The 25,841-nt window shown below is 47.3% G+C and carries 22 protein-coding genes and 1 riboswitch; all 22 genes read right to left on the bottom strand.

All coding sequences use genetic code 11. The features are described from left to right. Window positions 1-110 precede the first annotated feature (110 nt). A complete protein-coding gene (locus ACDJ59_RS06545; protein ID WP_413408020.1) occupies window positions 111-4,523 on the bottom strand; it encodes a BclA C-terminal domain-containing protein in 4,413 nt (1,470 codons plus the stop codon). Between the two features lie 194 nt (window positions 4,524-4,717). After that, window positions 4,718-6,115 carry an ATP-binding protein gene (locus tag ACDJ59_RS06540; RefSeq protein WP_253501426.1) on the bottom strand — a complete coding sequence of 466 codons (1,398 nt, stop codon included), beginning with the start codon at window positions 6,113-6,115 and terminating at the stop codon, window positions 4,718-4,720. 55 nt (window positions 6,116-6,170) lie between these two features. After that, a complete protein-coding gene (locus ACDJ59_RS06535; protein ID WP_036607918.1) occupies window positions 6,171-6,887 on the bottom strand; it encodes a response regulator transcription factor in 717 nt (238 codons plus the stop codon). A gap of 139 nt (window positions 6,888-7,026) precedes the next feature. Further along, window positions 7,027-8,289 (bottom strand): cytochrome c biogenesis protein CcsA, encoded by a 1,263-nt coding sequence (gene ccsA / locus ACDJ59_RS06530; protein ID WP_036672251.1) that lies wholly within the window; start codon window positions 8,287-8,289, stop codon window positions 7,027-7,029. Continuing rightward, a complete protein-coding gene (locus tag ACDJ59_RS06525; RefSeq protein ID WP_413408019.1) occupies window positions 8,286-9,959 on the bottom strand; it encodes a cytochrome c biogenesis protein ResB in 1,674 nt (557 codons plus the stop codon). Before ACDJ59_RS06525 ends, ccsA begins: the two co-directional genes overlap by 4 nt. Window positions 9,960-9,973: 14 nt before the next feature. Then, the gene (locus tag ACDJ59_RS06520) at window positions 9,974-10,501 is read right to left on the bottom strand and encodes a redoxin family protein (protein ID WP_017687661.1); all 528 of its coding nucleotides are present in this window, start codon (window positions 10,499-10,501) and stop codon (window positions 9,974-9,976) included. Window positions 10,502-10,635: 134 nt separating this feature from the next. Beyond that, the gene (locus tag ACDJ59_RS06515) at window positions 10,636-11,385 is read right to left on the bottom strand and encodes a pseudouridine synthase (RefSeq protein ID WP_036607741.1); all 750 of its coding nucleotides are present in this window, start codon (window positions 11,383-11,385) and stop codon (window positions 10,636-10,638) included. Between the two features lie 196 nt (window positions 11,386-11,581). Next, the gene (locus ACDJ59_RS06510) at window positions 11,582-12,400 is read right to left on the bottom strand and encodes a S1 family peptidase (protein ID WP_413408018.1); all 819 of its coding nucleotides are present in this window, start codon (window positions 12,398-12,400) and stop codon (window positions 11,582-11,584) included. A 63-nt stretch (window positions 12,401-12,463) separates the two neighbouring features. After that, a complete protein-coding gene (locus ACDJ59_RS06505) occupies window positions 12,464-12,997 on the bottom strand; it encodes a spore maturation protein (RefSeq protein WP_017687658.1) in 534 nt (177 codons plus the stop codon). Between the two features lie 6 nt (window positions 12,998-13,003). After that, window positions 13,004-13,630 carry a nucleoside recognition domain-containing protein gene (locus tag ACDJ59_RS06500; protein ID WP_036672256.1) on the bottom strand — a complete coding sequence of 209 codons (627 nt, stop codon included), beginning with the start codon at window positions 13,628-13,630 and terminating at the stop codon, window positions 13,004-13,006. 31 nt (window positions 13,631-13,661) lie between these two features. Then, window positions 13,662-14,849: a D-alanyl-D-alanine carboxypeptidase family protein gene (locus tag ACDJ59_RS06495; protein WP_413408017.1), complete on the bottom strand. Its 1,188-nt coding sequence runs from the start codon at window positions 14,847-14,849 to the stop codon at window positions 13,662-13,664. 130 nt (window positions 14,850-14,979) lie between these two features. Further along, window positions 14,980-15,462 carry a GerW family sporulation protein gene (ytfJ, locus tag ACDJ59_RS06490; RefSeq protein ID WP_340013625.1) on the bottom strand — a complete coding sequence of 161 codons (483 nt, stop codon included), beginning with the start codon at window positions 15,460-15,462 and terminating at the stop codon, window positions 14,980-14,982. A gap of 147 nt (window positions 15,463-15,609) precedes the next feature. Beyond that, window positions 15,610-16,341 carry a DUF2953 domain-containing protein gene (locus tag ACDJ59_RS06485; protein ID WP_036672305.1) on the bottom strand — a complete coding sequence of 244 codons (732 nt, stop codon included), beginning with the start codon at window positions 16,339-16,341 and terminating at the stop codon, window positions 15,610-15,612. A gap of 189 nt (window positions 16,342-16,530) precedes the next feature. Further along, window positions 16,531-17,187, bottom strand: a complete 657-nt coding sequence (gene scpB / locus ACDJ59_RS06480; protein WP_413408016.1) for an SMC-Scp complex subunit ScpB — start codon at window positions 17,185-17,187, stop codon at window positions 16,531-16,533. Continuing rightward, window positions 17,156-17,956: a segregation and condensation protein A gene (locus ACDJ59_RS06475; protein ID WP_076328266.1), complete on the bottom strand. Its 801-nt coding sequence runs from the start codon at window positions 17,954-17,956 to the stop codon at window positions 17,156-17,158. Before ACDJ59_RS06475 ends, scpB begins: the two co-directional genes overlap by 32 nt. Before the next feature lie 104 nt (window positions 17,957-18,060). After that, on the bottom strand, window positions 18,061-18,528 hold the full coding sequence (ribE, locus tag ACDJ59_RS06470; protein ID WP_017687651.1) for a 6,7-dimethyl-8-ribityllumazine synthase: 468 nt from the start codon (window positions 18,526-18,528) through the stop codon (window positions 18,061-18,063). Between the two features lie 102 nt (window positions 18,529-18,630). Further along, window positions 18,631-19,863 carry a bifunctional 3,4-dihydroxy-2-butanone-4-phosphate synthase/GTP cyclohydrolase II gene (locus tag ACDJ59_RS06465; RefSeq protein WP_413408015.1) on the bottom strand — a complete coding sequence of 411 codons (1,233 nt, stop codon included), beginning with the start codon at window positions 19,861-19,863 and terminating at the stop codon, window positions 18,631-18,633. A 32-nt stretch (window positions 19,864-19,895) separates the two neighbouring features. Further along, window positions 19,896-20,564, bottom strand: coding sequence for a riboflavin synthase (gene ribE, locus ACDJ59_RS06460; RefSeq protein ID WP_413408014.1), 669 nt, complete (start codon window positions 20,562-20,564; stop codon window positions 19,896-19,898). A gap of 61 nt (window positions 20,565-20,625) precedes the next feature. Continuing rightward, window positions 20,626-21,729, bottom strand: coding sequence for a bifunctional diaminohydroxyphosphoribosylaminopyrimidine deaminase/5-amino-6-(5-phosphoribosylamino)uracil reductase RibD (ribD, locus tag ACDJ59_RS06455; protein ID WP_167483687.1), 1,104 nt, complete (start codon window positions 21,727-21,729; stop codon window positions 20,626-20,628). A 323-nt stretch (window positions 21,730-22,052) separates the two neighbouring features. Then, window positions 22,053-22,219, bottom strand: a riboswitch (FMN riboswitch). Window positions 22,220-22,387: 168 nt separating this feature from the next. After that, the gene (locus tag ACDJ59_RS06450; RefSeq protein WP_413409733.1) at window positions 22,388-23,695 is read right to left on the bottom strand and encodes a hypothetical protein; all 1,308 of its coding nucleotides are present in this window, start codon (window positions 23,693-23,695) and stop codon (window positions 22,388-22,390) included. 110 nt (window positions 23,696-23,805) lie between these two features. Beyond that, a complete protein-coding gene (locus tag ACDJ59_RS06445) occupies window positions 23,806-24,237 on the bottom strand; it encodes a peptidylprolyl isomerase (RefSeq protein WP_017687646.1) in 432 nt (143 codons plus the stop codon). Between the two features lie 247 nt (window positions 24,238-24,484). Further along, entirely contained in the window at window positions 24,485-25,816 is a 1,332-nt protein-coding gene (gene lysA / locus ACDJ59_RS06440) for a diaminopimelate decarboxylase (protein ID WP_017687645.1), read from the bottom strand. Window positions 25,817-25,841 lie beyond the last annotated feature (25 nt).

The following is a 25,841-nucleotide window of genomic DNA, read 5'->3' as shown; positions in this document are numbered from 1 at the left end:
TGAAGCTTGCAAACAAAATATTTGTGGAATTGAAAAAGGGGTGCGCACCAACCCATATAAGTTCAGCTTCTTTTGGTCAATGGAAATAGTCTTAATACGTAATCGAACTATTAACTTAACTGAATAATGTTTAGTGTAGATCCCGGAGGAGACAGAACGGCTGCGCCAACAAGCCCGAATAATTGTAACTGTATTGTAGAACCAGCGGTAACGGTAACCATAAAGTCAGACTGCAGCTGGCTGAGAGAAAGTACTGGAGATACTACACTCGCTGGAATTGCTGCACCGTTAAGTAAAACCCGAGATTGGATAGCAAGTGCAGCTGTCAGATTTATTTTGTATGAGATATAGTAACGACCTGCATTCGTCAACGTGAATGTGTCATTTGTCCCATTGACGGTTATACCTGTGCCAATATTTTGGTTATTCGGTAATGGAACGAGTGTACCACCCAATATTACAACAATCGTACCATTAGTGTTCTCAGCAAAAGCCGAGTTAGATGTTACAGATGTTCCGGTTGCACCTGTTGCTCCGGTAACTCCTGTACTTCCGGTTACGCCGACTCCCGTGGCTCCGGTTATACCTGTGGCTCCTGTTCCCCCAGTAACACCAGTTACTCCGGTACTTCCGGTTACGCCGACTCCGGTGGCTCCTGTTCCTCCAGTTGCACCAGTTGACCCGGTACTTCCCGTTACACCGACTCCCGTGGCTCCGGTTATACCTGTGGCTCCTGTTCCTCCAGTCGCACCAGTTGCTCCGGTGCTTCCCGTTACGCCGACTCCCGTGGCTCCGGTTATACCTGTGGCTCCTGTTCCTCCAGTCGCACCAGTTGCTCCGGTACTTCCGGTTACACCGACTCCCGTGGCTCCGGTTATACCTGTAACTCCTGTTTCCCCTGTAACACCAGTTGACCCGGTACTTCCCGTTACGCCCACTCCCGTGGCTCCCGTTATACCTGTAGCTCCTGTTTCACCAGTAATACCAGTTGACCCGGTACTTCCCGTTACGCCGACTCCCGTGGATCCGGTTATACCTGTGGCTCCTGTTCCCCCAGTAACACCAGTAACTCCAGTACTTCCGGTTATACCGACTCCCGTGGCTCCGGTTATACCTGTAACTCCTGTTCCCCCAGTGACACCAGTAACTCCAGTACTTCCGGTTATGCCGACTCCCGTGGCTCCGGTTATACCTGTAACTCCTGTTTCCCCTGTAACACCAGTTACTCCGGTACTTCCGGTTATGCCGACTCCCGTGGCTCCGGTTATACCTGTGGCTCCTGTTCCCCCAGTCGCACCAGTTGACCCGGTACTTCCCGTTACGCCCACTCCCGTGGCTCCCGTTATACCTGTAGCTCCTGTTTCACCAGTAATACCAGTTGACCCGGTACTTCCCGTTACGCCGACTCCCGTGGATCCGGTTATACCTGTGGCTCCTGTTCCCCCTGTAACACCAGTAACTCCAGTACTTCCGGTTATACCGACTCCCGTGGCTCCGGTTATACCTGTAACTCCTGTTTCCCCTGTAACACCAGTTGCTCCGGTACTTCCCGTTACGCCGACTCCCGTGGCTCCCGTTATGCCTGTCGCTCCGGTTTCACCAGTGGCACCAATTGCTCCGGTACTTCCCGTTATGCCGACTCCCGTGGCTCCTGTTACACCTGTTACGCTTACTCCTGTTGCGCCAGTCAATCCCGTTACGCCTGTTGCTCCTGTTTCCCCTGTAGCACCAGTACTACCTGTTACACTTACTCCTGTGGCTCCTGTAATTCCCGTCGCCCCAGTCAACCCTGCAACACCAGTCGCTCCTGTTTCACCAGTTGCCCCAGTTCCTCCAGTTACTCCTGTTACGCTTAATCCCGTGGCTCCTGTAATTCCCGTCGCCCCGGTTAACCCTACAAGACCTGTCGCTCCTGTTTCACCAGTTGCCCCGGTACTTCCCGTTACGCCCACTCCCGTGGCTCCTGTTACACCTGTCGCTCCGGTTTCCCCAGTGATACCAGTTGCTCCGGTGCTTCCCGTTACACCGACTCCCGTGGATCCGGTTATACCTGTCGCTCCGGTTCCTCCAGTCGCACCAGTTGCTCCGGTTTCCCCTGTGACACCAGTTGCTCCGGTGCTTCCCGTTACCCCGACTCCTGTTTCACCCGTGACACCAGTTGCCCCGGTGCTCCCCGTTACCCCGACTCCCGTTGCACCGGTTATACCTGTGACTCCGGTCTCCCCCGTGACACCAGTTGCTCCGGTACTTCCCGTTATTCCGACTCCCGTTGCTCCTGTTTCACCAGTTGCCCCGGGTCCTCCAGTTACTCCTGTTGATCCCGTTACGCTTAATCCTGTGACTCCTGTAATTCCAGTCGCCCCAGTCACCCCTGCAACACCAGTCGCTCCTGTTTCACCAGTACTTCCTGTCACTCCAACTCCAGTTGCACCGGTCACACCTGTCGCTCCTGCTCCAGCGATCAACGTGTAATCTGGTGAAGTCCCCGGCGTTCCGGTTGGCGATGCCACATTTGCAATATACGTACTGCCGTTGAACGTTACAACCTGACCCGCTGGATACGTCGGGGCTACGGCTGGATCAAATGGCACGATACCACTTAAACCTACGCCTGTTGCTCCCGTTACCCCTGATGCTCCTGTGACTCCGGTACTTCCTGTCACTCCGACTCCAGTTGCACCGGTCACACCTGTTGCTCCAGCGCCAGCGATCAACGTGTAATCCGGCGATGTGCCCGGCGTTCCGGTTGGTGATGCCACATTCGCAATATACGTACTGCCGTTGAACGTTACAACCTGACCCGCTGGATACGTCGGGGCTACGGCTGGATCAAATGGCACGATACCACTTAAACCTACGCCTGTTGCTCCCGTAACCCCTGATGCTCCTGTGACTCCGGTACTTCCTGTCACTCCGACTCCAGTTGCACCGGTCACACCTGTTGCTCCAGCGCCAGCGATCAACGTGTAATCCGGCGATGTGCCCGGCGTTCCGGTTGGTGATGCCACATTCGCAATATACGTGCTACCGTTAAACGTTACGACTTGACCTGCAGGATACGTTGGGGCTATGGCTGGATCGAATGGCACGATAGCACTTAAACCTACGCCTGTTGCTCCCGTTACCCCTGATGCTCCTGTGACTCCGGTAGGTCCTGCACCTGCAAGCAATGTATAGTCTGGCGAAGTACCTGGCGTACCCGTAGGAGAAGCCACAGTCGTTATATACGTGCTGCCATTAAAGGTAACGACCTGACCGGCTGGATATGTTGGAGCTACTGCAGGGTCAAACGGAACCGCACCATTGAGACCGATGCCCGTAGCTCCGGTCACACCTGTAACTCCCGATCCTGCTAACAACGTATAATCTGGAGAACTTCCTGGCGTCCCCGTTGGCGAAGCGACATTTGTAATATAAGTACTGCCACCAAACGTGACGATCTGTCCAGCTGGATATGTTGGGGCTAATGCGGGATCGAATGGCACGATGCCACTTAATCCTGCACCTGTGGCTCCAGTAACACCAGTCGCCCCCGCAGCAGCGATTAATGTGTAATCCGATGAAGATCCTGGTGTTCCTAGAGGACCAGCTACACTCGTAATGTAAGTACTACCGTTATACGTAATGACTTGACCTGCTGGATAACCCGGGGCGAGCACTGGATTAAATGCTACGGCTCCTGTCAAACCAGCTCCGGTTGCCCCCGTTGCTCCAGTCGTTCCACCCGACAGCAAAAGAGTGTAGTCTGGAGAACTTCCGGGTGTACCCAAGGGACCGTTTACATTGGCAACATAAAGACTACCCTTGTAGCTCACTACTTGACCTTGAGCATATGTCGGCCCAAGCGCAGGATCAAATGCAGTAATATTGTTTAAGCCCACACCAGGTGCTCCTGCCGGACCCTGTGCTCCCTGTGGACCAACTGGGCCCACCGGTCCTACTGGTCCAATTCCTCCCGGTGTGCCAGTAGCCCCTTTCACCCCAGGGACTCCTGGGACACCTGGTACCCCCGGGACTCCTGGCACTCCCTGTGGGCCGGCTGGTCCGGTAATCCCTACAGTTCCAAGAGTTATCGTCGCCCGGCTTAACGATATGGAGATCGATCGAATTAATCCCACAAGTTTATCTTTTTCTACAGGTGATACTTCCAGAAGCAGCGTCACACTTAACAAGTCATCCAGTAAGTTTTGCAAGTTACCTGCGAGATTAATAAGAGGAACAGGGACAACCTCTGAACCTGCAATCGTTAATTCCAATACGGCTTGTAATTCAGCCTTTACTCCGGCACGAAATCCGGATTGATTTACAAAAGTAAGTAACTGGCGTAATCCATTCTGTAATGACAGTATATTGGCTGAAGTCGGCTGACTAATTGCAGCAGGAATAGCCACAGCCAAAGAACGCAGTATGGATTCAAACTGCTCCAGTTCGCTTGTGGTTATTGGAATAAACGGAGAGCCTGCTCTAAAAGATCTGCCTTCCAGGAAAGCTTTAATATTGACCCTTTTTCGATCATCGGACATGCTTAACTCAATCCTCCTCTATCTTGCTTGCTTTTCAAGCTTATGTTACATAGGAAGGAAAATTATCTTGGACACTCTTTTTAGTCAAAAAAAGACCATTCTTGTTCCACGTTGAACAAGATTAAACGGTAGTCTTCAACAAAAAAACACCCTCCATAAGAGGGTGTTTCCGCACTTTTTGTATGAAATTCAGGCTATTTCGATGAATCCAAAGGAAATTGCAAAATGAACTCTGTTCCTTCGCCAAGCACACTATTGACGGTAATCATGCCTTGATGCGCATCAACAATATTTTTCACAATCGCTAAACCAAGCCCTGTACCTACACTTTCTCCCCGAACACGAGCCTTGTCTGCTTTGTAGAATCGTTCGAAAATAAATGGCAAGTCGGATGAAGGGATACCTACTCCCTGATCCTTCACAGAAACTCTGACAAATGGAGCACGAAGATAAGTGACGCGCTCGGCTGAGATCATAACATTTTTGCCAGTAGGTGTATGTCTGAACGCATTATCCAACAGATTCGTAAATACTTGCTCAAGTCGATCCTCATCTGCCTGTTGAAGTTCAATGGTTGGCTGTTCGAACTTAAATTGCAGTTGAATTCCCTGTTCTTTTGAACGCACAGAGAACTTCCGATATACACGTTCAAGTAGTTCTCCGAGGTCAACTTCCTTCATCACCATGTCCGTGTGTCCAGCTTCCATCCGCGCAAGATCAAGCAAGTCTTTAACCAGTCTGCCCATCCGTAGAGACTCATCATGAATGACCTGGATCAGTTCTTCGCTCTCTTCCGGTGAGGTTGCCATACCGTCCAAAAGAGCTTCACTGTAGCCTTGCATCATGGATAGCGGAGTTCGTATCTCATGAGATACGTTAGCCACGAAATCACGTCGCATTTTCTCCAGACGCACTTCTTCTGTTACATCTCTTAAAACAGCCACAGCCCCTCTGACAACACTGTCAGCGTACAACGGTGCCATCTGAACAGACCAGACACCTTGCTGTACATGAACATTGGAGTTCTGGTCCCCACCTTGCTCCATCACCATTCTGAACAAAGGAAGAAGGGGCTCAGGTACATCACGCGAAGTCTTGTCAGACTGCTCGGATTCTTGTCCTTCGTCCATTTTCGCCCAATCGAGATCATACCATGCCTGCATGATCTTCTCTCCAGGCGGATTCGTCAGAATAACTTTGCCTTCACCATCAAATGTAACCACCGCATCGGTCATGCTGCGAAGCACACTCGCCAAATGTTCTTTCTCATGGTTAAGGTTTCGAATATTATCTTCCAGTTGGGCAGCCATATGATTAAATGTGTTGGCAAGTTCACCAATCTCATCACTCGTTACCAGGGAGAGACGTGTTCCGTAGTTCCCTTTGCGAATCGCATTGGCTGCCTGAATCAATTGCTGCATGGGCTGCGTTATTTTGGTGAATAGAAACAATGCAAAAAACGTGGTTAAACTGAACCCGATAATACAGATATAGGTGAACAACCGCTTAATATCTCTGGATTCGGATTCTGCAAAGTTCGTATCAATGTAGGGCAGCAAAAAAAGACCCAGCGCTATAAGTACACAACCCACAAGGCAGATAATAGTGATCCATAACTTCCCGACCAATGATCTCCAGAAACTAAAACTACTTCGGTACTTCCAGTTTATAACCCACACCCCACACCGTCGTAATCATGGCCGCCGATTCAGGCGATACCTTGTTAAGTTTCTCGCGAAGACGCTTCACATGCGTATCCACGGTACGAAGATCGCCAAAGAATTCGTAATTCCATACATCTTTGAGCAATTCTTCTCTGGAGAAAACTTTGTCGGGAGATGTTGCCAGGTAGTGCAGCAATTCATATTCTTTTGGTGTAAGACTAATCTCTTCGCCACCAGCGGTTACCCGGTGGGCATCATGCTCAATAACCAGATGCGGGAACACGATGTTGTTACTCGAATTGCTCTCCTTGGAGAGATAAGCTGTCGCGGAAGCTCGACGCAAAATCGCTTTGACGCGATAAATCACTTCACGCGGGCTGAATGGTTTTACAACATAATCATCAGCGCCAACTTCGAAGCCTTGAACCCGGTTAATCTCTTCACCTTTTGCAGTGAGCATCAAAACCGGCGTTGATTTCACCTGACGAAGACGGGTACACACTTCAACTCCATCCATACCCGGCAACATCACATCAAGCAAAATCAGCCCGTAGTCCCCTGCTGTTGCTTTACGCAGTGCAGTTTCCCCATCCTCAGCTTCATCGATTTCATAACCTTCTTTTTCAAGATACATTTTCAAAAGCCTGCGGATTCTCTCTTCGTCATCCACGACCAGTATTCGATTCTCATGTTCAGCCATGCCTCTCCAGCCCCTTTGCAATAACTCCTCATCACTTCTATTATGTTCGATCTGGCGAACAATATTTGAATACCCTTTAATAAAAAGGTACATTTGTGTTTCCCGCTTCTAAACTCAACCTTTGCAATACGAGTCTGTCCTAGTCAGCTCCAGCATAAGAATGTAATCCGGCAATGATCAGATTCACTCCAACCAGCGTAAACATGACCACCAGGAAGCCAAGAACTGCAAGCCATGCAGACTTCTGACCTTGCCAACCTCTGGATAAACGCAAATGCAGATACACACTATAATATAGCCATGTAATCAATGCCCACACCTCTTTGGGGTCCCAACCCCAAAAGCGACTCCAGGCAATCTGAGCCCAGATCATGGCAAAAATTAATGCTCCCAGCGTAAATATCGGAAAACCAATGGCAATCGCACGATAACTTATCTCATCCAGATCATCGGCATCGATTCCATCCATCATTGGCTGTAACGCTTGTCCAAGTGGTCTGCGCACAAGAAGTCGTACAATTCCATACAGGATCAGACCTACAATAAGTGACCAAACCACCGTATTCAGCTTACGCCCAGCATTTACCCCGTTCATCCAGGAAGGCGTCTCAAGTAAAGGTTTTTTCATGCCAAGAAACGGTGTCATGCTCTCCACTTCGCTATTATATGGTGCAAAAATCGGAGGCATGCGATAAATCACTTTCTCTATTGTACTATTTTCCTGTACCTCTGTGTCAATGCTGACCGTTTTCTGTACAAAAACCGCCTCGTAACCAGCTGTACGAAAGGCAAATACCGTTCCGATAAATCCGATGACTACAACGATCGTAACCAGGGTGAATTCAACCCATCCTCGTTGACGTCTTGAAGATTTGTCTTTACCGCTAAAATCAACGGTACGGAGCAAATACATGAACCCTGCGGCAAAACCTACGGCGAAGAATGCTTCACCAAGCGCGGCCAACGTCACGTGAATTTTCAGCCAGATGGACTGAAGTGCCGGGATTAATGGTTGTACCTCCTGAGGAAATACCGCGGCGTACGCCATAATAATAATGGTAAGTGGTAAGGCAAACAAACCCAGTAATGACTTGCGGTATATGGCATATACAACAATAAATGCAACCATAATCATCATGGACAGAAAAGACATGAACTCATACATGTTACTAACCGGGATATGACCTGCCCCAGCCCATCGGGTTACAAAAAATACGAAATGCGCCGCCAAGGCGACAGTCGAAGCGATGAAAGCTCTTTTACCCCAGCGATTCATATGGTCCAGAGGATCACGATTACTCCATTTTTTGCCCATGACCGCGACAGCATATAACAAGAATGCAGCACAATAGAGAAAGAAAGATACGATAAATGCATCGCTGCTGAAATCCAATAATCTCATGCCTGGTTCCCCCCGTTATCCAACGACTTCTCTTCCACTTCCAGATTCATCTGTTTCAAAACGGCCGCAACTTCACGCCTGAAGCCAAACCAGTTTTTGTTGGTATGTCCACCCAAGGTGAGCTGCTTATCATCAAAACGAATCCAAATGCGGCGATGATGCCAATAAAAACCCATGACCAGACCCAACATAACAATACCGGCTCCTACCCACACAAAAGGCATTGCCTTATCCACTCTTATATTGAGATAACTTACGGACTGAATAATATCGACCTTGTCCATGCTGTCTACTTCCAGCTGTAAAGGAATATCAGCTCCAATCAGCTGTTGGTTAATCGCATCCTGTTGAAACCGTTGTTTATCAATCTGCTTTGCAAAGTACAGATATTGTATCCCCTCTTCGGGCAGATCCGGTCCCTTGATGAGAAAGAGAAAAGCAGGTGCATTAGGTGAAGGCGATTTTGATTTGGGCTGACCATTCTCATCCAATCCAAAGTCCATAAACTTTTCTTTTACCGTGAGCTTATAAGGACCAGCTTCAAATGTTCTTTGAGTATCTACCATATCGATCTTAATTGGCCCATATACTTCACCCGTCTTTGTATTGACCAGATCAGGCGTTACGGACCGAATGGTGGGTGTTAGATCATAATCAAACTGATATGCTTTCAGACCGTTATAATTCAATGGATGATTCACGCGTACATCATGTCTGGCTACCTCAGCTAACTGAGGTTTCTTCGAGAGATCCGAACAATCTGCTGTACATTCATACAAAACAACTTTTGTTTCGAACAGTTTTGGAACGGTCTTATTCAGGTTACGGAATTGCTCTGGTACTTCTTCCTCACTGTAGAATTCAACATTAAACTGTTCATTTTGCAGATACATCGATGTATTCGGGATCTTTTTGATCTCACCTTCAGGAAAAGCGACATGCTCGTCCAGATTCAGACCTGGAAGACCTCGTGCGAGCACTGCCAGCAAAAATATAATGAGTCCAATATGGATAACATATGGGCCCCATCGACTGAATCGCTGTTTCTCGGCGAGTAATGCATCCCCCTGGGTGTGCACGCGGTATCCTTTCTTTTTCAACGGCGTAACCGCTTTCTTAATCCAGTCTTCTGGTGCCTCTTCGATGGTACCTTGGTACACCAGACGCTGTCTTGTCAAAAATTGCGTATGCTTACGTATTCTCTGTTTATTCAGTGCTTTGTAGAGCGGTAGGACGCGATCCAGACTGCATATCACCAATGATGCCCCAATCAGCACCAGCAGTAGAATAAACCACCAGGATTCGTATGTATGGGATAAACCCAACAGATAATAGATATGACCCAATTGACCGTATGTTTCTTTGTAATACACGGAAGGATCAATATTCAAGAATGTACTTTCTTGCGGATAGATTGTACCAAGCATAGAACCTACAAGCGTAAAAACAATCATATAGACGGCAATTTTAACGGAAGAAAAAAAGTTCCATATGCGGTCAATGATGTTGGGATTACTGCGCTGTGAACGGCGCGCCATGCCATCATAACGCATTTCCAACACTTCATCCGATTTAGCTTCAGACTCCAGCAGCGGTTTCCCACATGCTTCACATAGTACAGTGCCTACCGGATTCTGGTGTCCACACTCACATTTGGTATTTTGGAACACGAATAGACCTCCTATCAGGGCTGCTTCGCCAGTTGCGAAATTTGAGCGTCAAGTGTGTCCAAATCAAGTTGCCCGATATGAATGGTAGAGATTTTGCCCGTGTCGGATACAAAAAATGTCGTTGGCATCGGAGAGATCCCGAAATCACGAACCGAGTTTTTTTCACGGTCTAACATGATTGGAAACGTAACCCCAACCTGCCGAACAAAATTATCCACGGTCATCTGGTCTTCTCCAACATTAATCCCGACAAATTGTACTCCCTGGTCCTTCCATTTGTCAGCTTGCGCCTGAAGTGCAGGCATTTCTTTAACACAAGGTTCACACCATGTGCCCCAGAAATTGATCACCATCGCTTTTCCTTTGTACTCATCAGACGTATGAACTTGACCGTCCAGGCCCAGCAGTTCAAAAGAAGGAGATTTGTCCCCTTCCTTTGGCTTGCCATTCGAGCCGGATACCGATGTGGTAATCGCATATCCGCCCAACACCAGGATCAATAACAAAATGACGATTTGCACCGTTCTTCTTGATTTCCCCATGTGCTGCTCCCCTTTTAAGTGACTGTAGCATTCGCATATCATTGGTCTAAGACAACTGTGAACATCCTATGAACAATTATAGCGAATTTCGTCACAAAACTGCGGCGGTTTTATGAAAATTATGTGTCCTCACATTACCTTTTTTTCATTTTTTTGGCTGGTTCTGATTGTGCGAGGGTAATCAGGTTGTTGACTTCCTCTTTGGTCAGATGACGTGTCAGACCACGTTTCAGGTTTTGTAGCAAAATACCACCAAACGAAATCCGTTTCAGACGGGTTACTGGATGGTTGATTGCCTCGAACATACGTCTAACCTGACGGTTACGTCCTTCATAGATCGTAATGGAGATGACCGACTCATTGGCCGCTGTATCCACATCTTTGTACTCTACCTCTGCAGGAGCAGTCATGCCGTCATCCAGCATAATGCCTGTCTTTAATTTCTCCAGAGCTGTACCATGTGGCACACCTTTAACCGTTGCATGATACGTTTTGGGTACGTGATGCTTCGGATGCGTCAGCAAATGTGCAAACTCACCATCATTGGTGAGGATCAATAAGCCCTCTGTGTCATAATCCAGACGACCCACAGGATATACGCGTTCCTTGACACCTTTCAGGTAGTCGGATACAATTTTCCGACCTTCCGGGTCAGATGCACTTGTGATTACGCCTTTTGGCTTGTTCAACATCAAGTACACTTTTTTCTCACTGCGGATCGGTTTTCCATTAACCGTAATCATATCCTCTTCGGGGTTCGCTTTTGTACCCAGTTCGGTTACGACCTCCCCGTTAACTTCTACTTTGCCGGACAGGATTAGTTCCTCGCTCTTGCGGCGGGATGCAATGCCTGCCTGTGCGATAATTTTTTGTAATCTTTCCATGTTTGTCATGTCACCTCACACTAATGATACCCATCACGCAAGGAAATCACAAGGATAATCCAAGGATTTTGTAAACTGGCGACACGAATATGCATTTTAGGCTACCTTCCCCTTTGAGATTGACGCAAAAAAAGCCTGCCTTTACACGACCTGTTGAACACAGATGGCGTAAAGATAAGCCTTTTTCTCAAATCATTTAGTTGGAAACTTTGCCGGCAACTGCAACCTGTTTTTTGGCAGGTTTAGTACTCTCTTTAATGAAAGTCTGCAATGTTTTGGAAGTAATATAATAGGTACGTCCACCGTACACAAATGTCATCATACCAATTACCCGGTTGTTCTGATCCAGAACAGGGCCACCTGAATTACCTTGGGCCATGGATTTCACAATACTGCCGATTCCCTTTTTACCTGGAACGTCCGAAGCTTGGGAACTGAACACTCTGCTTTTGGCTACCGTATTGTAGGTTGAAGGAAAATCTTCATCCAGGATGACAAGATCACCAGCAGGATTTTTGGGAAATCCAATCGTATAGACAACCTGGTTATCCCTTGCATTTGCAAATGTAACCGGTTGGGCGTCTATTTCCTTGTCCAGCTTCAGCAGTGCCATGTCTGTGACCGGGTCTGTCTTAATAATCTTTGCCTTTACAGGCTTACCCAAGGAACCCGGACTCGCAACAGTCAGTGTACCTTCATCACCATCAGACAGTTCAGCAAAACTCTGAACGACATGATAATTCGTGAGCACTTCATCCTTTGAGATCAATATTGAGGTACCAACATCATAATATACCATATCGGGTTCATCCTGCTTGACCAAACGTACATTCACGACTGGAAAAGAATCCGCTGTGACTGCCATTTGTGCACGCAGCTGTTTGTCGAAGTAACCTGTAAAATGTATCGTCTGAACGGCTTGAGCTGCCGCCAGCCCCGTTGACCCTGCGAGCATTGCAATAGCAAGCACGCCTGACATTCCGACACGGAGCATTCGTTTCCAACTCTTCTGCATGTCTCACTCTCCTCCGCTATTATTCTAGCATATCTAATATATCGGAAGGAAAGGAGATATCTTTTAACCAAAAACGAGCAAACAAATGGCGAGGGCAGCAATAAAACCAACGACATCGGAAAACAACCCTACTTTGAGTGCATATCGACCGTTTCGTATGCCTACAGCCCCAAAATAAACAGTCAGCACATATAACGTGGTGTCTGTACTCCCTTGAATCGTAGATGCCATACGTCCAATCATGGAGTCGGGACCATGGGTTTTGATCAGATCGGTTGTAAACGCAAGAGAGCCTGTCCCCGTTAAAGGACGCAGTATTCCGAGTGGCAACACTTCACCTGGAACACCCATCCAGGACACCAGCGGAGCGAACAGGCTAATCACAAAATCCAGTGCACCCGAGGCACGAAATACGCTGATTGCGACCATCATGCCCACGAGATGTGGAATAATACTGATTGCAGTAGAGAATCCATCCTTGGCCCCATCAACAAAGGATTCGTAAACCGGGACCTTTTTGGTAAACGCATATAATGGAACAAACGCGATAATAACCGGGATGGCCCAGACGGAAATCCAGTTGATGAAGGTTAACAAAGGTGCTCATCCTTTCATGCCGGGATTGCCACTTTTCTGTATGCGCGGCGGTTTGTGTAAAGCCCTGTTCCGATACCAGCGATCGGCGATGATAGCAGCAAGTGTAGCGATAATGGTAGCCATCAATGTTGTTCCCACAATCTCTGTAGCATTGGCAGAATGATAGTTTAAGCGGATGGCGATCAGGGTTGTCGGAATAATGGTAATACTAGCCGTATTCAGAGCCAGTAAGGTGCACATCGCAGGAGAAGCGGTTTGTTTGTCCGGATTAAGCTCCTGCAGCTGTTGCATGGCTTTGATTCCCATTGGTGTAGCCGCATTTCCAAGCCCCAGCAGATTGGCACTCATATTGGAGAGAATATAACCCATCGCCGGATGATTTTTGGGCACATCGGGGAACAGGAAACCCACAACCGGACCGAGCAGCTTGGCAATACGAGCCAGTAGACCCGCATCTTCAGCCATTTTCATCATGCCCATCCAGAACACAAGCACACTAATCAGTCCAAAACAGACCGTGACTCCCGTTGCCGCCCCATCAAAAGCAGCTTGCGTGACCACTTCGATATTGCCGTTGACAGCTGCAAAAGCAAATCCGATTAAAATCATGAGCAGCCAAATTAGATTAATCATGGATTATATCCTCCCTTCAATGGCGATTTAGCTAAGGAGACAACAGGTGGCCTAACACGGCACGCCATGCAGCTGCCCAGGAAGAGACATTACCGATTCCACCCAGCGTTGCATCTTCTGTCTTCGGTTCAGGAGGAATATAACTGCCTTTGCGATACACGGGAATTGAGCCCACAAGTTTGCCGTCAAGCTGCATATCAATGCGACCTGCCAATCCGAACGAAGGATCTGTCGATTGTTCCTTGCCTTCCGTTTCCGACTGTCCTCGATTTTCGTGTAGTATCAATTTCTTGGTCAATGAACTTTTCTCACTCTCAGCCAGCGGGTACCAAAATCCCCGGCCCGTAACGACATCTGTATTTTGCACAGGCTGTTCTTGCTTGGCGACCTCTACTAACGGGAAGTACTCAAAACCGAAATCTAGCATCCGAGCATGATCGTTCCAATCGTTTCCGTCGTTCAGCGTTACTGCGGCGAGCTGCTGTCCGTTACGTGTAGCGGAACTGACCAAACATCTGAAAGCTTTCTTTGTGTAGCCGGTTTTCACTCCATCCGCACCTTCATACATCCGCAGCATTCTATTTTTATTGTGCCAAGAGTATTCCCAGCTTTCATTGGGGTTCGGTGCGGATTTGTCCTCCGTGGCTACGATGCGTTTGAACACCGGATTGTGCAATGCATATGCCGTTAATCGGGCCAAGTCGTTAGCTGTAGAATAGTGACCTTCTGCATCCAGTCCATGAGGGTTCATAAAATGGGAATGCGTCAGACCGATTTGCTCCGCCTTTTTGTTCATTAACAGGACAAAGCCTTCTTCCGATCCACCGACATGTTCTGCGATCGCAGAGGCCGCGTCATTGCCTGAACGGAGCATTAGCCCGTACAACATGTTTTCAAGCGTCATCTCTTCACCTAACTTGAGATAGAGAGAAGATCCTTCTTTGGCAAAAGCCGTGGGAGACACTTTCACTTTCTCATCCAGCTTGCTGTGTTCGATCGCTACGATCGCTGTCATGATTTTGGTCAAGCTGGCAATTCGCAGTTCCTTATCCCCATCCTTGCTGTATAAAATCCGGCCTGATGTGACATCAATGAGAGCAGCGCTTTGCGCATGTGTAGACGGACCTTGAATCGTTGCCTGGGCTTGAGTAACCCCTAATGAAGACAACAAGAAGACAGGGATAAGCATGCATGCAATGACTTTCGTTATTTTTCGCATTAATTCATTCCTCCGGGTCACTTGGAATCTTGTACTATCTTATGTCCGGACAACTTGGAGTATGTCCCATAGGGCAAAAACAGCAAAAATCCCTCACGCTTGGATGCGGGAGGGATCATAACGAAATGATTCAGCTATATGTTGATGGATCTGGTGTAACTGGTACACCTGTTGTATTCGTTGGTGTTGTATTCCGTTGGAACATGCCTTGAATTCGGTCCAAAACATAAGGGGTGGAGTCAATGAGTTTCTCAAACAGATGTGTGGAGTTATCGAGTGGTACAATGTGTACCCCCTGTTTACCTACCACCAGGAACGCAATAGGACGTATGGATACACCGCCGCCACTACCGCCACCAAACGGAGAAGCCACTTTAGCTGAACTCGCATGTTCAGTAGAGGTACCCGTAGCACCACTTTTGCCACTACTTTCTCCATTAACGTGAAAATCACTACCACCGGCAGCAAATCCGAATCCCACCTTACTGATTGGCAAAATCACGGTACCATCTGGTGTTTCGACTGCATCGCCAACAATTGTATTGACATCCACCATGGCCTTGATATTTTCCATTGCGGTTTCCATTAAGCCTTGAATTGGATGATCTGACATTTAAATTCCCTCCAGTTTCAATGTAAGCTAGGTTTGATCTAACCATATCATCCCCAAACTTGAAGGGACTTATGTAATAAGCATTTTAAATACACTCACCAAATCCCAACCTTACATTCCCAAAAACAGACCGACTATGATGGGTTTTTATACTGTTGTCCCACTAAGTTTCTTCTTTTGCTTCTCCTTATGCCTGCGGCGCTGTTCCTGAAGAAGCTTGAACCACATCCGCCATCCGCCTTCGACTTGAAGCACACGGGTGAGTAGTGTTACTCCAGCGATCAAAACGGCTGTAATCCGAATTTTCACTCTGAAATCGAGCTCTGTTCTAAATTCCATTTCATCGGACCATACCGGCATAACCTGAAGCACGGGTGTTTCATCAAAGCGGATCTGATAGGTGAGAAAACCAATAATAATGGACTTGATACTCCACACCCAACCCGTCAGCACCGCTGTATATGCAGCATCACCAACGCCGATGTGTGTAGCCCAGGACAGTTGAGTCATATGTACGCGTGTGAGTGTTTGCTTCAGCCACAGCTTGAGCGCGTCCGTTGCCCTAAGCATGATTTTCACATCTTTAGCCCACTTCTTGACTTTGCGTTTGTTGACTCGCTCGCTTCCCTGGGCCTCCCCTCTCGAATGATTCATGGATTGTTCGGTCTTGACCAGAAAACCTTCCTTCATATTACGAAAAACAATACTCGGGATCTCATAGTTAATCCGCACAATCCCATAGAGAAGACGAACATTAATATTGGCGTAATCATCACTTTTATGTTTACTGAATGTAAAATGTACATGAACATTTGAGATGAGGACTGCGGCAATCAGCAATGCGAACAATAAACCGATTCCTCCAAGCCAAATCCACACAGGCCTTACCTCCAAGCCCTCAATTCTTTTCTCGTCTAGTATGGCACTCTGGATAGGAAAAAATTCACGTCTGACCTAAAAATCCCATTTCATATTTGTTTGGAAACTGTTCTATTCACCATTTATCTAAAATAATGCACAAAAAAACCGACTCCACTGATGGGTGTCGGTTAGTATGAGCTTGCAAATTTAGAGTGAAGAATCCGTATTATCATCTTCGTTGTCGATAAGACTTAGATCATCCGCCGGATCAACAATTTCCGGTTCCAGTTGTTGCAAATCCAGTTTGTTGAATAACAGTTGTGTCTCTTCTTCCAGGTTTTCCGAATCTTCAAACAAGCCCGGTTCCGGGAGGTCCTTAATTGATGCCAGTCCGAAATAATCCAGGAATGACTTGGTCGTTCCGTACAGAATTGGTCGTCCGATCGCCTCGGCTCGTCCCACTTCAATAATTAGATCCTTATTCACAAGCGTATGGATGGCCCGCTCCGATTTTACACCGCGGATTTCCTCAATCTCTACCCGTGTAATGGGCTGCCGGTACGCTACAATAGCCAGCGTCTCCAGAGCCGCTTGGGATAAGGACGTACGTGCGGGAGAGTATGCCAGTTTCTCGAAATATACAGCGTGGTCAGGCAAGGTGCCCAACTGAACTACACCAGCGATCTTGAGAATCTGTACACCTCGTCCCTGCTGTGAAAATTCATGAATCATCTCCTCAATCGCGTCCGTTACAAGTTCCACTCGCTGGTCGACTATCTCGGCGATTTGTTTGATACTCAGACCTTCTTCTCCGGACAAAAACAGCAGGCCTTCAATAATCGATTTCAATTTCGGAAAATCCATGATTCTTTGTTTCCCCTCTCCACTCCATAACGATATCCTCAAACATCCGTTCCTGATAACAGACAATCTGCTTCATCTTCATCAGTTCCAGCACCGCCAGAAAAGTGACAACAATCTCATGGCGATAGATATGCTCATCCATCAACTTGGAGAATAACAGCCTGCCTCCCGGCCCCATACTTTCCAAAGCGCCGATGACATCCCGTATCCGGTCTTTAACCGAAATCTCATCCCGTTTGATTCGGGTTACAGTTGTACGCTTCTCAGCCTTGCGTAGCGCCTTCTGAAATGCTGCAATCAGGTCAGAGGTGTGTAAACCCTCAACCGGGTTCGATTGGGCTTCTACGGGCATATAGGGGCGCAGATCCTCGGGCTCTTTGGAAAATATAAGGCTGCGTTCCCACTCCCGTTCATGAAGATGACGCGCAATTCCCTTGTACTTGCGATATTCTATCAGACGTGCAATCAGCTCTGCACGTGGATCATAATCTTCTTCTTCCATAAAATCATAATCCTCGAAGTCCTCAATGACCGGTGGTTTAGGCAGTAAAAGTTTGCTCTTGATCGACAGCAATGTTGCTGCCATGACCAGAAATTCACTCGTAATATCCAGTTCCAGTTCCTGCATCGAATGCAGATACGCCATGTATTGATCGGTAATATCGCTGATGGGAATATCCTGGATATGAATTTCAGCCTTATCGATCAGATGAAGCAGCAGATCCAAAGGCCCTTCAAAAGTCTCCAGTTTGTATGTAACTACCGTCACTAGACGAATCCTCCCGCCAGAAAAATACAAAACCCTGCTAAGCCGTCCGAATCCGGTTTCCCGTGTTCGTCTGCGCAAAGCAGGGCACTACTATTAAATAAGCACTATTTTAGCTGTTTCGTCAAGTTTGCCATCTCAATTGCCGCCGTAGCTGCATCCCATCCTTTGTTACCCGCTTTGGTTCCAGCACGTTCAATCGCTTGTTCAATATTTTCTGTTGTAACCAGTCCAAAGATCGTAGGCACGCCAGTTTTCAGGTTAATTGCTGCTACCCCTTTAGCCATCTCGTTGCACACATAATCGTAATGTGTAGTGGATCCACGAATGACAGTTCCCAAGGTAATCACCGCATCATACTTGCCGCTCTCCGCCATTTTCTGCGCAATCAAAGGGATTTCGAACGCACCTGGAACCCAGGCTACATCCACTTCATCATCCTGCACGCCGTGGCGTTTGAATGCATCGAGTGCTGCGCTAAGCAATTTACTGGTAATGAATTCGTTGAAACGTCCAACGACAACTCCATATCTGGATCCTTCTGATACTAAATGTCCTTCAAAAAATTGTGGCATTCAAGTCATCTCCCTAACGGTATAATGTAATGTAAGTAACGGAAATCCCTAAGTAATCTCTTCCATAAATTACATGGTAAACGTTGTTCATATAAAATATATTTACTGTTCGTTTTGCTCGATATCATCAAACTTGAGCATATGCCCCAGCTTGGCTTGCTTGGTATGAAGATAAACCGTATTGTCCTCGTTCTCCTCCATCTGGATCGAGACACGCTCTACGACTTCAAGTCCATATCCTTCAAGACCTTTAATTTTACGAGGGTTGTTAGTTAACAGTCTGATCTGACGAACCCCAAGGTCTTTCAGAATTTGAGCGCCAATTCCGTAATCACGCAAGTCGGCAGCAAAACCCAAACTCAGGTTTGCATCAACAGTATCCATACCTTCCTCTTGCAGCTTATAGGCTTTGAGTTTGTTGATCAGGCCAATACCCCGACCCTCTTGTCTCATATAGAGCAGTACACCATTGCCTTCCTCGTGAATCTGTTTGAGTGCCGCATCAAACTGCGGACCACAGTCACAACGATGCGAATGGAATACATCACCTGTCAAACATTCAGAGTGCACACGTACAAGTACGGGTTTCGTACCATCAATTTCTCCTTTGACCAAAGCCACATGTTCCTTATTGTCCACAGCGTTTGTATAAGCCACCGCTTGAAACTCACCAAAGTCCGTTGGCATACGCACAGCCACTTCACGTTGAACCAGCTGCTCTTTTTCGTTACGGTAACGAATCATGTCCTGAATACTGATCAGCTTCAGATCATGTTTGCGGGCAATCTCCTGCAGATCCGGAAGTCTGGCCATCGTGCCATCTTCCTTAATTACTTCACAGATAACGCCTGCGGGATATGAACCACACATAATGGCCAAATCTACCGCCGCTTCTGTGTGCCCGGCACGACGAAGCACACCGCCGTCTTTTGCAATCAGCGGGAACATGTGACCAGGCTTACGGAAGTCCCCGGCTTTCGCTTCAGGATCGATCAGACCTTTCACAGTAATAGAGCGTTCATGTGCCGAGATACCTGTTGTCGTATCTTTGTGATCCACAGAGACGGTGAAGGCTGTTCCATGGAAATCCGTATTTTGTTGAACCATCGGTTTCAGGTTAAGTTCGTCCGCACGTTGTTGTGTAATCGGAACACAGACCAGACCTCTACCTTCAGTAATCATGAAATTAATGACTTCAGGTGTCGCCTTTTCGGCCAAAGCGATAAAATCGCCTTCATTCTCCCGATCTTCATCGTCCACAACAATGACGGGTTTACCACGCATGAGATCATATATGGCTTCTTCTATTGTGTCCAGAATGGATTGTTCTGACATTGGTCCACCTCCAGTTAATTTCTGTTCTCTATTTATGCAAATCCGTGATTGGAGAGAAAATCTTCACTGATACTGCGCGGCTTGCCAGCACCCGTCTCCCGATGCCCTCTCCCATACTGGAGCAGATGATCCACATATTTGCCCAAAATATCGCATTCGATATTAATGGTATCCCCTGTCTTTTTCACATTTAGTACAGTTTCACCAATGGTATGCGGGATAATGGAAACCGTGAATGCGGTATCCGATGTATGGACAACGGTCAAGCTAATGCCATCCAATGTAACCGATCCTTTGGGGATCAGATATTTGAACAACTGGTGATCATCAGGCTTGATCTCAAACACAATTGCATTCTGATCACGTGTTATACTGCCAATCACGCCAGTACCATCGACATGGCCCTGTACGATATGTCCGCCAAAACGACCGCCTGATTGCATGGCCCGCTCCAGATTAACTTTACTGCCAGCTTGTAGCTGACTGAGATTGGTATGGCGATAGGTTTCAGGCATTACATCGGCGGTAAAACCTCCACCTTCGAGCGTTGTCGCAGTTAAGCACACGCCGTTCACTGCTACACTATCACCAATCTTCAGATCGTCCATGATGGCGGAAGCTCCGATATTCAGGACCATCGCTTCGCCTTTCCGACCAATACGCCGGATCTGACCGACTTCTTCCACCAAACCGGTAAACATGCTGCCGCCTCCCTTTTTCAAGTTATAAAAAACTTAACTTTCTACTTTAAAATCCATTTATTTATTCAGGCCACACCGGAATACCGCCAATGCTGATATTATCTCCAACTTGTTCGATCTCCAACTGATTCAATTGAATCGCCTGATTCATACGTTCCACACCCTCGAAGCGGAAGCTTCCAGGTGTATCATAACCGCCTACAATCTTCGGAGCGATAAACATGAGCAGTCGATCAACCAACCGTGCCTCCAGCATGGCTCCATTCAAGGTGCCTCCACCTTCAAGCAAAATCGAACCTATCTCACGCTCACCCAACTTGCTAAGTCCGTTTAACAGATCCACACGTGGTCCAGGACCACAGCGTATAATCTCGACGCCGTAGGCTTCCAAACGTTCAGCAGCTTCAGGACTTGCTTCGTCTGTTGTCAGCACCCATGTTGGAGCAAGACCATCCTTAACCATTTTGGCACCTACGGGAAGACGTAACTTGGAATCCACCACAATGCGCACTGGACTAATGCCTTCGACTTGCAAACGGGTTGTAAGTTCCGGATTATCGGCGATTACCGTGTCGACGCCAACCATGATTCCCTGGTGACGATGACGAAGGGCATGCACAATCTCACGAGCGGGCTCGTTAGAGATCCACTTGCTGTCTCCGCTGCGAGTAGCAATTTTCCCATCCAGAGTAGTAGCCGTTTTCAGTGTCACGAAAGGTAGACCCGTTGTGATAAATTTAATGAATTTTTCATTCATACGTCTTCCACGCTCACGCAGTACGCCAACTTCAACTTCAATGCCTTGTTGACGAAGCATGCTTATGCCCCTGCCGGATACTTGCGGATTTGGATCTTCACAACATACCACAACACGTTTCACCTTTTCATGAATCAGGCGTTCACTACAAGGTGGCGTCTTGCCATAATGACTACAAGGCTCAAGTGTGACGTATACCGTACTTCCTTCTGCATCACTGCCTGCCATGTTAAGTGCATGCACCTCTGCATGACCGGTTCCACGTTTCAGATGGCTCCCCAGGCCTACAATACGACCCTCTTTCACAACTACACATCCAACAACCGGATTAATCCCCGTCTGTCCCTGTGCTCGTTCCGCCATATCCAATGCCAGTGCCATATAAAATTCATCATTGATCATTTCCAAATCCGTTCACCCCGCGGTTTAAAGTCTTGTTTATTAAAAAATCCCCGTCGAACAATCAGTTCGATGGGGATGATGAGAGACAAATGTCACCAGCAGGAGTGAAATGGATACAGCACGCCAACACTATGCCCAAAACTTCATTTCGGGCAAGTGAAAATAGACACATACCTTAATGAACATCAATTACAGGTAAAGAGCTTTTATAGTGCGGCATATGTATGGAACTGTCCGGCGTAACCGGATCTTCCCTGCACAGTGCAAGACATCACAAATCGTGACTGTGCAGCAATACTCCTGCTGAATGCAAACCTGTTAGGTCTGCACCTCTCCTTCTCCCATCCAGACTATACTGTCGGTTCTGGAATTACACCAGATCAGCCATCTGCCAAAGGCAGACAGGTCACGGACTTTGCATCAAGTGCTGGACATATGTCCTTACACCTCCTGCATCACCGCCGGTAGGGAATTGCACCCTGCCCTGAAGGATTGCTTTCGTTATTACTTGGATGTTAGCACTTTAATGCCAAAAAATCAATTGTTTTTTGTTCCTTTTTGTCACATACTAACTTTTAATAAGCTAAGAAACAACAAAAAACGGCTTCCTCTCAAGGAGGCACGGTTTTTGCTTGGAGGCACATTTCATATCCATCGTATCATTCTACATATCAGGAAAACACCAGCTCGCCATATGCTTTAATTCTTTGGCATTATGGAATGGGGTGCGGTCAGGTTCTTGCAGGGGCGAAGTTGGAAGCGGGAACTCTCTTGCCACCCTTCTGACCCAACTTGTGGAATCGATTGCAATAGCCGAGCATTTCCAGCGTCCATTCGCTCTCGGTCGAAACGTCCCATGCAAATCTGCTTTTCCCGGCATCTCTGGAAAGACACCATCCAGATATTCGACGATGACACGCTTGTCTCTGACTTCATGACAATACACCGTCACCCATACACCTTCTCTGACCCGAACAGCATACACATCTCCAGACTGTACCTCCCCGGTACCTGCATCAGGAGATGCCTTTGGTACTTTTCCACGAACACTTCTCTTCTTCTCCAATGCCCCTAAGATCGTGTCCTTTACAGCTGGACTCTCTTCAGGCTTATCCGCAAGAGATATATTATTCAGATCAAAATCATGAAATATCTTGTTCAGGTTGTTCTCATTAATTCCGACAGATGAGTCCCACCACGCCAGAGGGGCCTGCACTTCAACCCGAATATTGGGGCGTGCGTCACGCTGTATGTAAGAGGTGAATTCCGTAATCATTCCAGGATGTTCCGGCGTATCCAATATACCAATCAGAGCTAACGTCTCAAGCAAATCACGGTAGGCATATTCCTTCTGTGTAGGCAAAAGACGTTCCTTCTTGAGCGCTACTGCTGCCTTGCTGTAACGTGTTTTGGGAGGTAAATCGCGCAGCACCGTTAACACCGCACTGAATGTCCATCGGTCGTACTCATTGGGTATTGGAAGCTCCTGCGCGGCAGCCAGCTCTCGAAGTGCCAACACATATCCAAAAGGATCACCGTCCAACGGGGTTCCATTGGTCATCCGCCAAAACCATTGCAGCGTTGTGTCGGTTGCTTGATCTACACTTAATCCGCAGATCTTACAAGTGTTCGAAGATGGATATGGCGTATGTTCATGACTTGGCATACTGCTCGCAATAAGCTTGCCCGTAAGCAACGAGCGCCAGATCATGGGTGCTGACCACAAAGAGGATACAAAGGCCTGCGCTGCATCATTGATCGTCCATTGATTTGCAACTTTTTTCAGCTCAGTAATCGTTTCATCATGTTGCGGACGTACAAATCGATTCGGTTCATGCCCGGCTGCCTCAAGCACTTCTCGATCCTTTACGGATAGACTATCCGGAACGACATGGCGCGATGCCTGAAGTTCTTCATCCCACAACGTGCGCTCACTATAAATTTGTTTTAACAAGCTTAGCTGAGTAACCATATCCAAGGTTTCATTCATCCTTTCTAATCATCGATTTCAAGTATGTAAAAAAAAAAAAGTGCTTCTATAAAAGAAGCACTTCATGTTTGGATCCAGTTAAGGTGAAGGTATTAAGCTTCTACAACTTCAACAGTTTCCATCTTGTCTTTACCTTCTAAAGCGTCCACGAACTCCATACCTTTAGTTACTTTACCAAATACAGTATGTTGTCCATCCAAATGTGGTTGCGGTTGGTAGCAGATGTAGAACTGGCTTCCACCTGTGTTACGGCCAGCATGTGCCATAGCAAGTGTTCCGCGCTCATGTTTGTTCGGGTTAATTTCACAGTTGATTGTGTAACCTGGGCCACCTGCACCGGAACCGTTAGGGCATCCGCCTTGAGCTACAAAGCCCGGGATAACGCGGTGGAATGTAAGACCATTGTAGAAACCGGAATTAGCCAGTTTCTCAAAGTTTGCTACTGTGTTTGGAGCTTCTTGATCGAACAGATCAATCAGAACTTCTCCGCCGTTTGCCAATTTAATTTTCGCTTGTTTCGCCATATGTAAATGACTCCTTTCGTATTGACCATCGTTAATGGTGCTAGAACGCATGACCCTGGGCCAAGCATTACAGCACTTTTCTTAGTGTACACCGAAAATGTCTGGATCGCAAAAAAAACGGCAACTTTTTTCATGATTTAGCTCAAATACGCAAAAAGCAGACGAAAAAGGAAGTTCCCTTTTCATCTGCTTCAACTGTTAACCCCATATCTCCTGGATAATGCAGAAACGCATTATCTTTGACGAATTAGCGAGTTACTGGCTGTTTTCCAATGCGCGCTGGTACCAGGTCATTCTGGATGATATCTTGATACGTCTCACGGCGTACCACGACATCTCCTTGACCGTCTTTGACAAATACAACGGCCGGACGACGAATCCGGTTGTAGTTGCTCGCCATGGAGTAGTTATACGCACCTGTGCAAGCTACAGCGAGTAGGTCGCCACTTTCCACTTTTGGCAGGTCCAGATCCCAGATCAACATATCGCCACTCTCGCAACATTTACCCGCAACAGATACTGTTTCCTGAGCAGCCTCATTCGCACGATTGGCAAGCACAGCTTCATACTTGGATTCATACAAAGCAGGACGTGGGTTATCGGTCATACCACCATCAACGGCAACGTATTTACGCACGCCTGGAATGTCTTTGCTTGTTCCAACGGTATACAGTGTTGTTCCCGCTTCACCCACGATGCTGCGGCCTGGCTCAACCCAGATCTCAGGTACGGCATAGCCGATTTGAGCAAAATGATTTTTAACGGCGTCTGTAATAGCCTTCACGTATTGTGCAACTTCAAGTGGCGTATCTCCATCGATATAACGGATTCCGAATCCACCACCAAGGTTAACCACTTTGAAAGCAACATTAAGACGCTCATATACACTTGCTGCAAATTCAGCAACACGTTGAACCGCCATCTGGAAGCCTTCAACTTCGAAGATCTGGGAACCGATGTGGGAATGCACACCGAGCAATACCAGGTTAGACTGCTTGGAAGCCAAGTCAATCGCTTCAAATGCTGTACCATTACCGATATCGAATCCAAATTTCGAATCCGTCTGACCAGTGGAAATATATTCATGCGTATGTGCCTCAACACCAGGCGTCACACGAAGCAAAATGTTTACTTTACGATTTTTGTCCGCTGCTACAGCCTGCAACAGATGCAATTCATTGAAGTTATCAACAACAAAGCATCCAATCTCTGCATCAAGAGCCATTTCGATCTCTTCCAGCGTTTTGTTGTTACCGTGGAAGTGAATGCGCTCAGCCGGGAATCCTGCTTGCAGTGCAGTAAACAGTTCACCGTCAGATACGACATCCAGGGAAAGTCCTTCTTCAGCTGCAAGGGCACACATCGCCATTACACAGAATGCTTTACTTGCGTAAGCAACCTGGAAGCCCAGTCCGGAAGCACGGAATGCTTCCATGTACTCTCTGCAACGCTCACGAACCAATTGCTCGTCCACAACGTACAGGGGAGTTCCAAACTGTTCTTTCAGATCTGTTGCATCAACTCCGCCAATCTCCAGATGCCCTTGCGCATTTATTTTACTTGTACCATGTAAATACATAATCTGCATTCCTCACTTTTTATAT

Source organism: Paenibacillus amylolyticus (assembly GCF_047302515.1).
Classification (GTDB): Bacteria; Bacillota; Bacilli; order Paenibacillales; family Paenibacillaceae; genus Paenibacillus; species Paenibacillus amylolyticus_G.
The sequence above is the reverse complement of the archived record's forward strand: the minus strand, read 5'-3'. Positions and strand labels throughout refer to the sequence as shown.

Coding starts and splice junctions, on each gene's coding strand:
- ACDJ59_RS06545 (WP_413408020.1), bottom strand. CDS start 4,523: ATGTCCGATGATCGAAAAAGGGTCAATATTAAAGCTTTCCTGGAAGGC.
- ccsA (WP_036672251.1), bottom strand. CDS start 8,289: ATGAGATTATTGGATTTCAGCAGCGATGCATTTATCGTATCTTTCTTT.
- ACDJ59_RS06510 (WP_413408018.1), bottom strand. CDS start 12,400: ATGCAGAAGAGTTGGAAACGAATGCTCCGTGTCGGAATGTCAGGCGTG.
- lysA (WP_017687645.1), bottom strand. CDS start 25,816: ATGTATTTACATGGTACAAGTAAAATAAATGCGCAAGGGCATCTGGAG.
- ACDJ59_RS06495 (WP_413408017.1), bottom strand. CDS start 14,849: ATGCGAAAAATAACGAAAGTCATTGCATGCATGCTTATCCCTGTCTTC.
- ytfJ (WP_340013625.1), bottom strand. CDS start 15,462: ATGTCAGATCATCCAATTCAAGGCTTAATGGAAACCGCAATGGAAAAT.
- ribE (WP_017687651.1), bottom strand. CDS start 18,528: ATGCCACAATTTTTTGAAGGACATTTAGTATCAGAAGGATCCAGATAT.
- ribE (WP_413408014.1), bottom strand. CDS start 20,564: ATGTTTACCGGTTTGGTGGAAGAAGTCGGTCAGATCCGGCGTATTGGT.
- ACDJ59_RS06535 (WP_036607918.1), bottom strand. CDS start 6,887: ATGGCTGAACATGAGAATCGAATACTGGTCGTGGATGACGAAGAGAGA.
- scpB (WP_413408016.1), bottom strand. CDS start 17,187: ATGGATTTTCCGAAATTGAAATCGATTATTGAAGGCCTGCTGTTTTTG.
- ACDJ59_RS06445 (WP_017687646.1), bottom strand. CDS start 24,237: ATGGCGAAACAAGCGAAAATTAAATTGGCAAACGGCGGAGAAGTTCTG.
- ACDJ59_RS06450 (WP_413409733.1), bottom strand. CDS start 23,695: ATGGTTACTCAGCTAAGCTTGTTAAAACAAATTTATAGTGAGCGCACG.
- ACDJ59_RS06500 (WP_036672256.1), bottom strand. CDS start 13,630: ATGATTAATCTAATTTGGCTGCTCATGATTTTAATCGGATTTGCTTTT.
- ACDJ59_RS06520 (WP_017687661.1), bottom strand. CDS start 10,501: ATGGGGAAATCAAGAAGAACGGTGCAAATCGTCATTTTGTTATTGATC.
- ACDJ59_RS06465 (WP_413408015.1), bottom strand. CDS start 19,863: ATGTCAGAACAATCCATTCTGGACACAATAGAAGAAGCCATATATGAT.
- ACDJ59_RS06515 (WP_036607741.1), bottom strand. CDS start 11,385: ATGGAAAGATTACAAAAAATTATCGCACAGGCAGGCATTGCATCCCGC.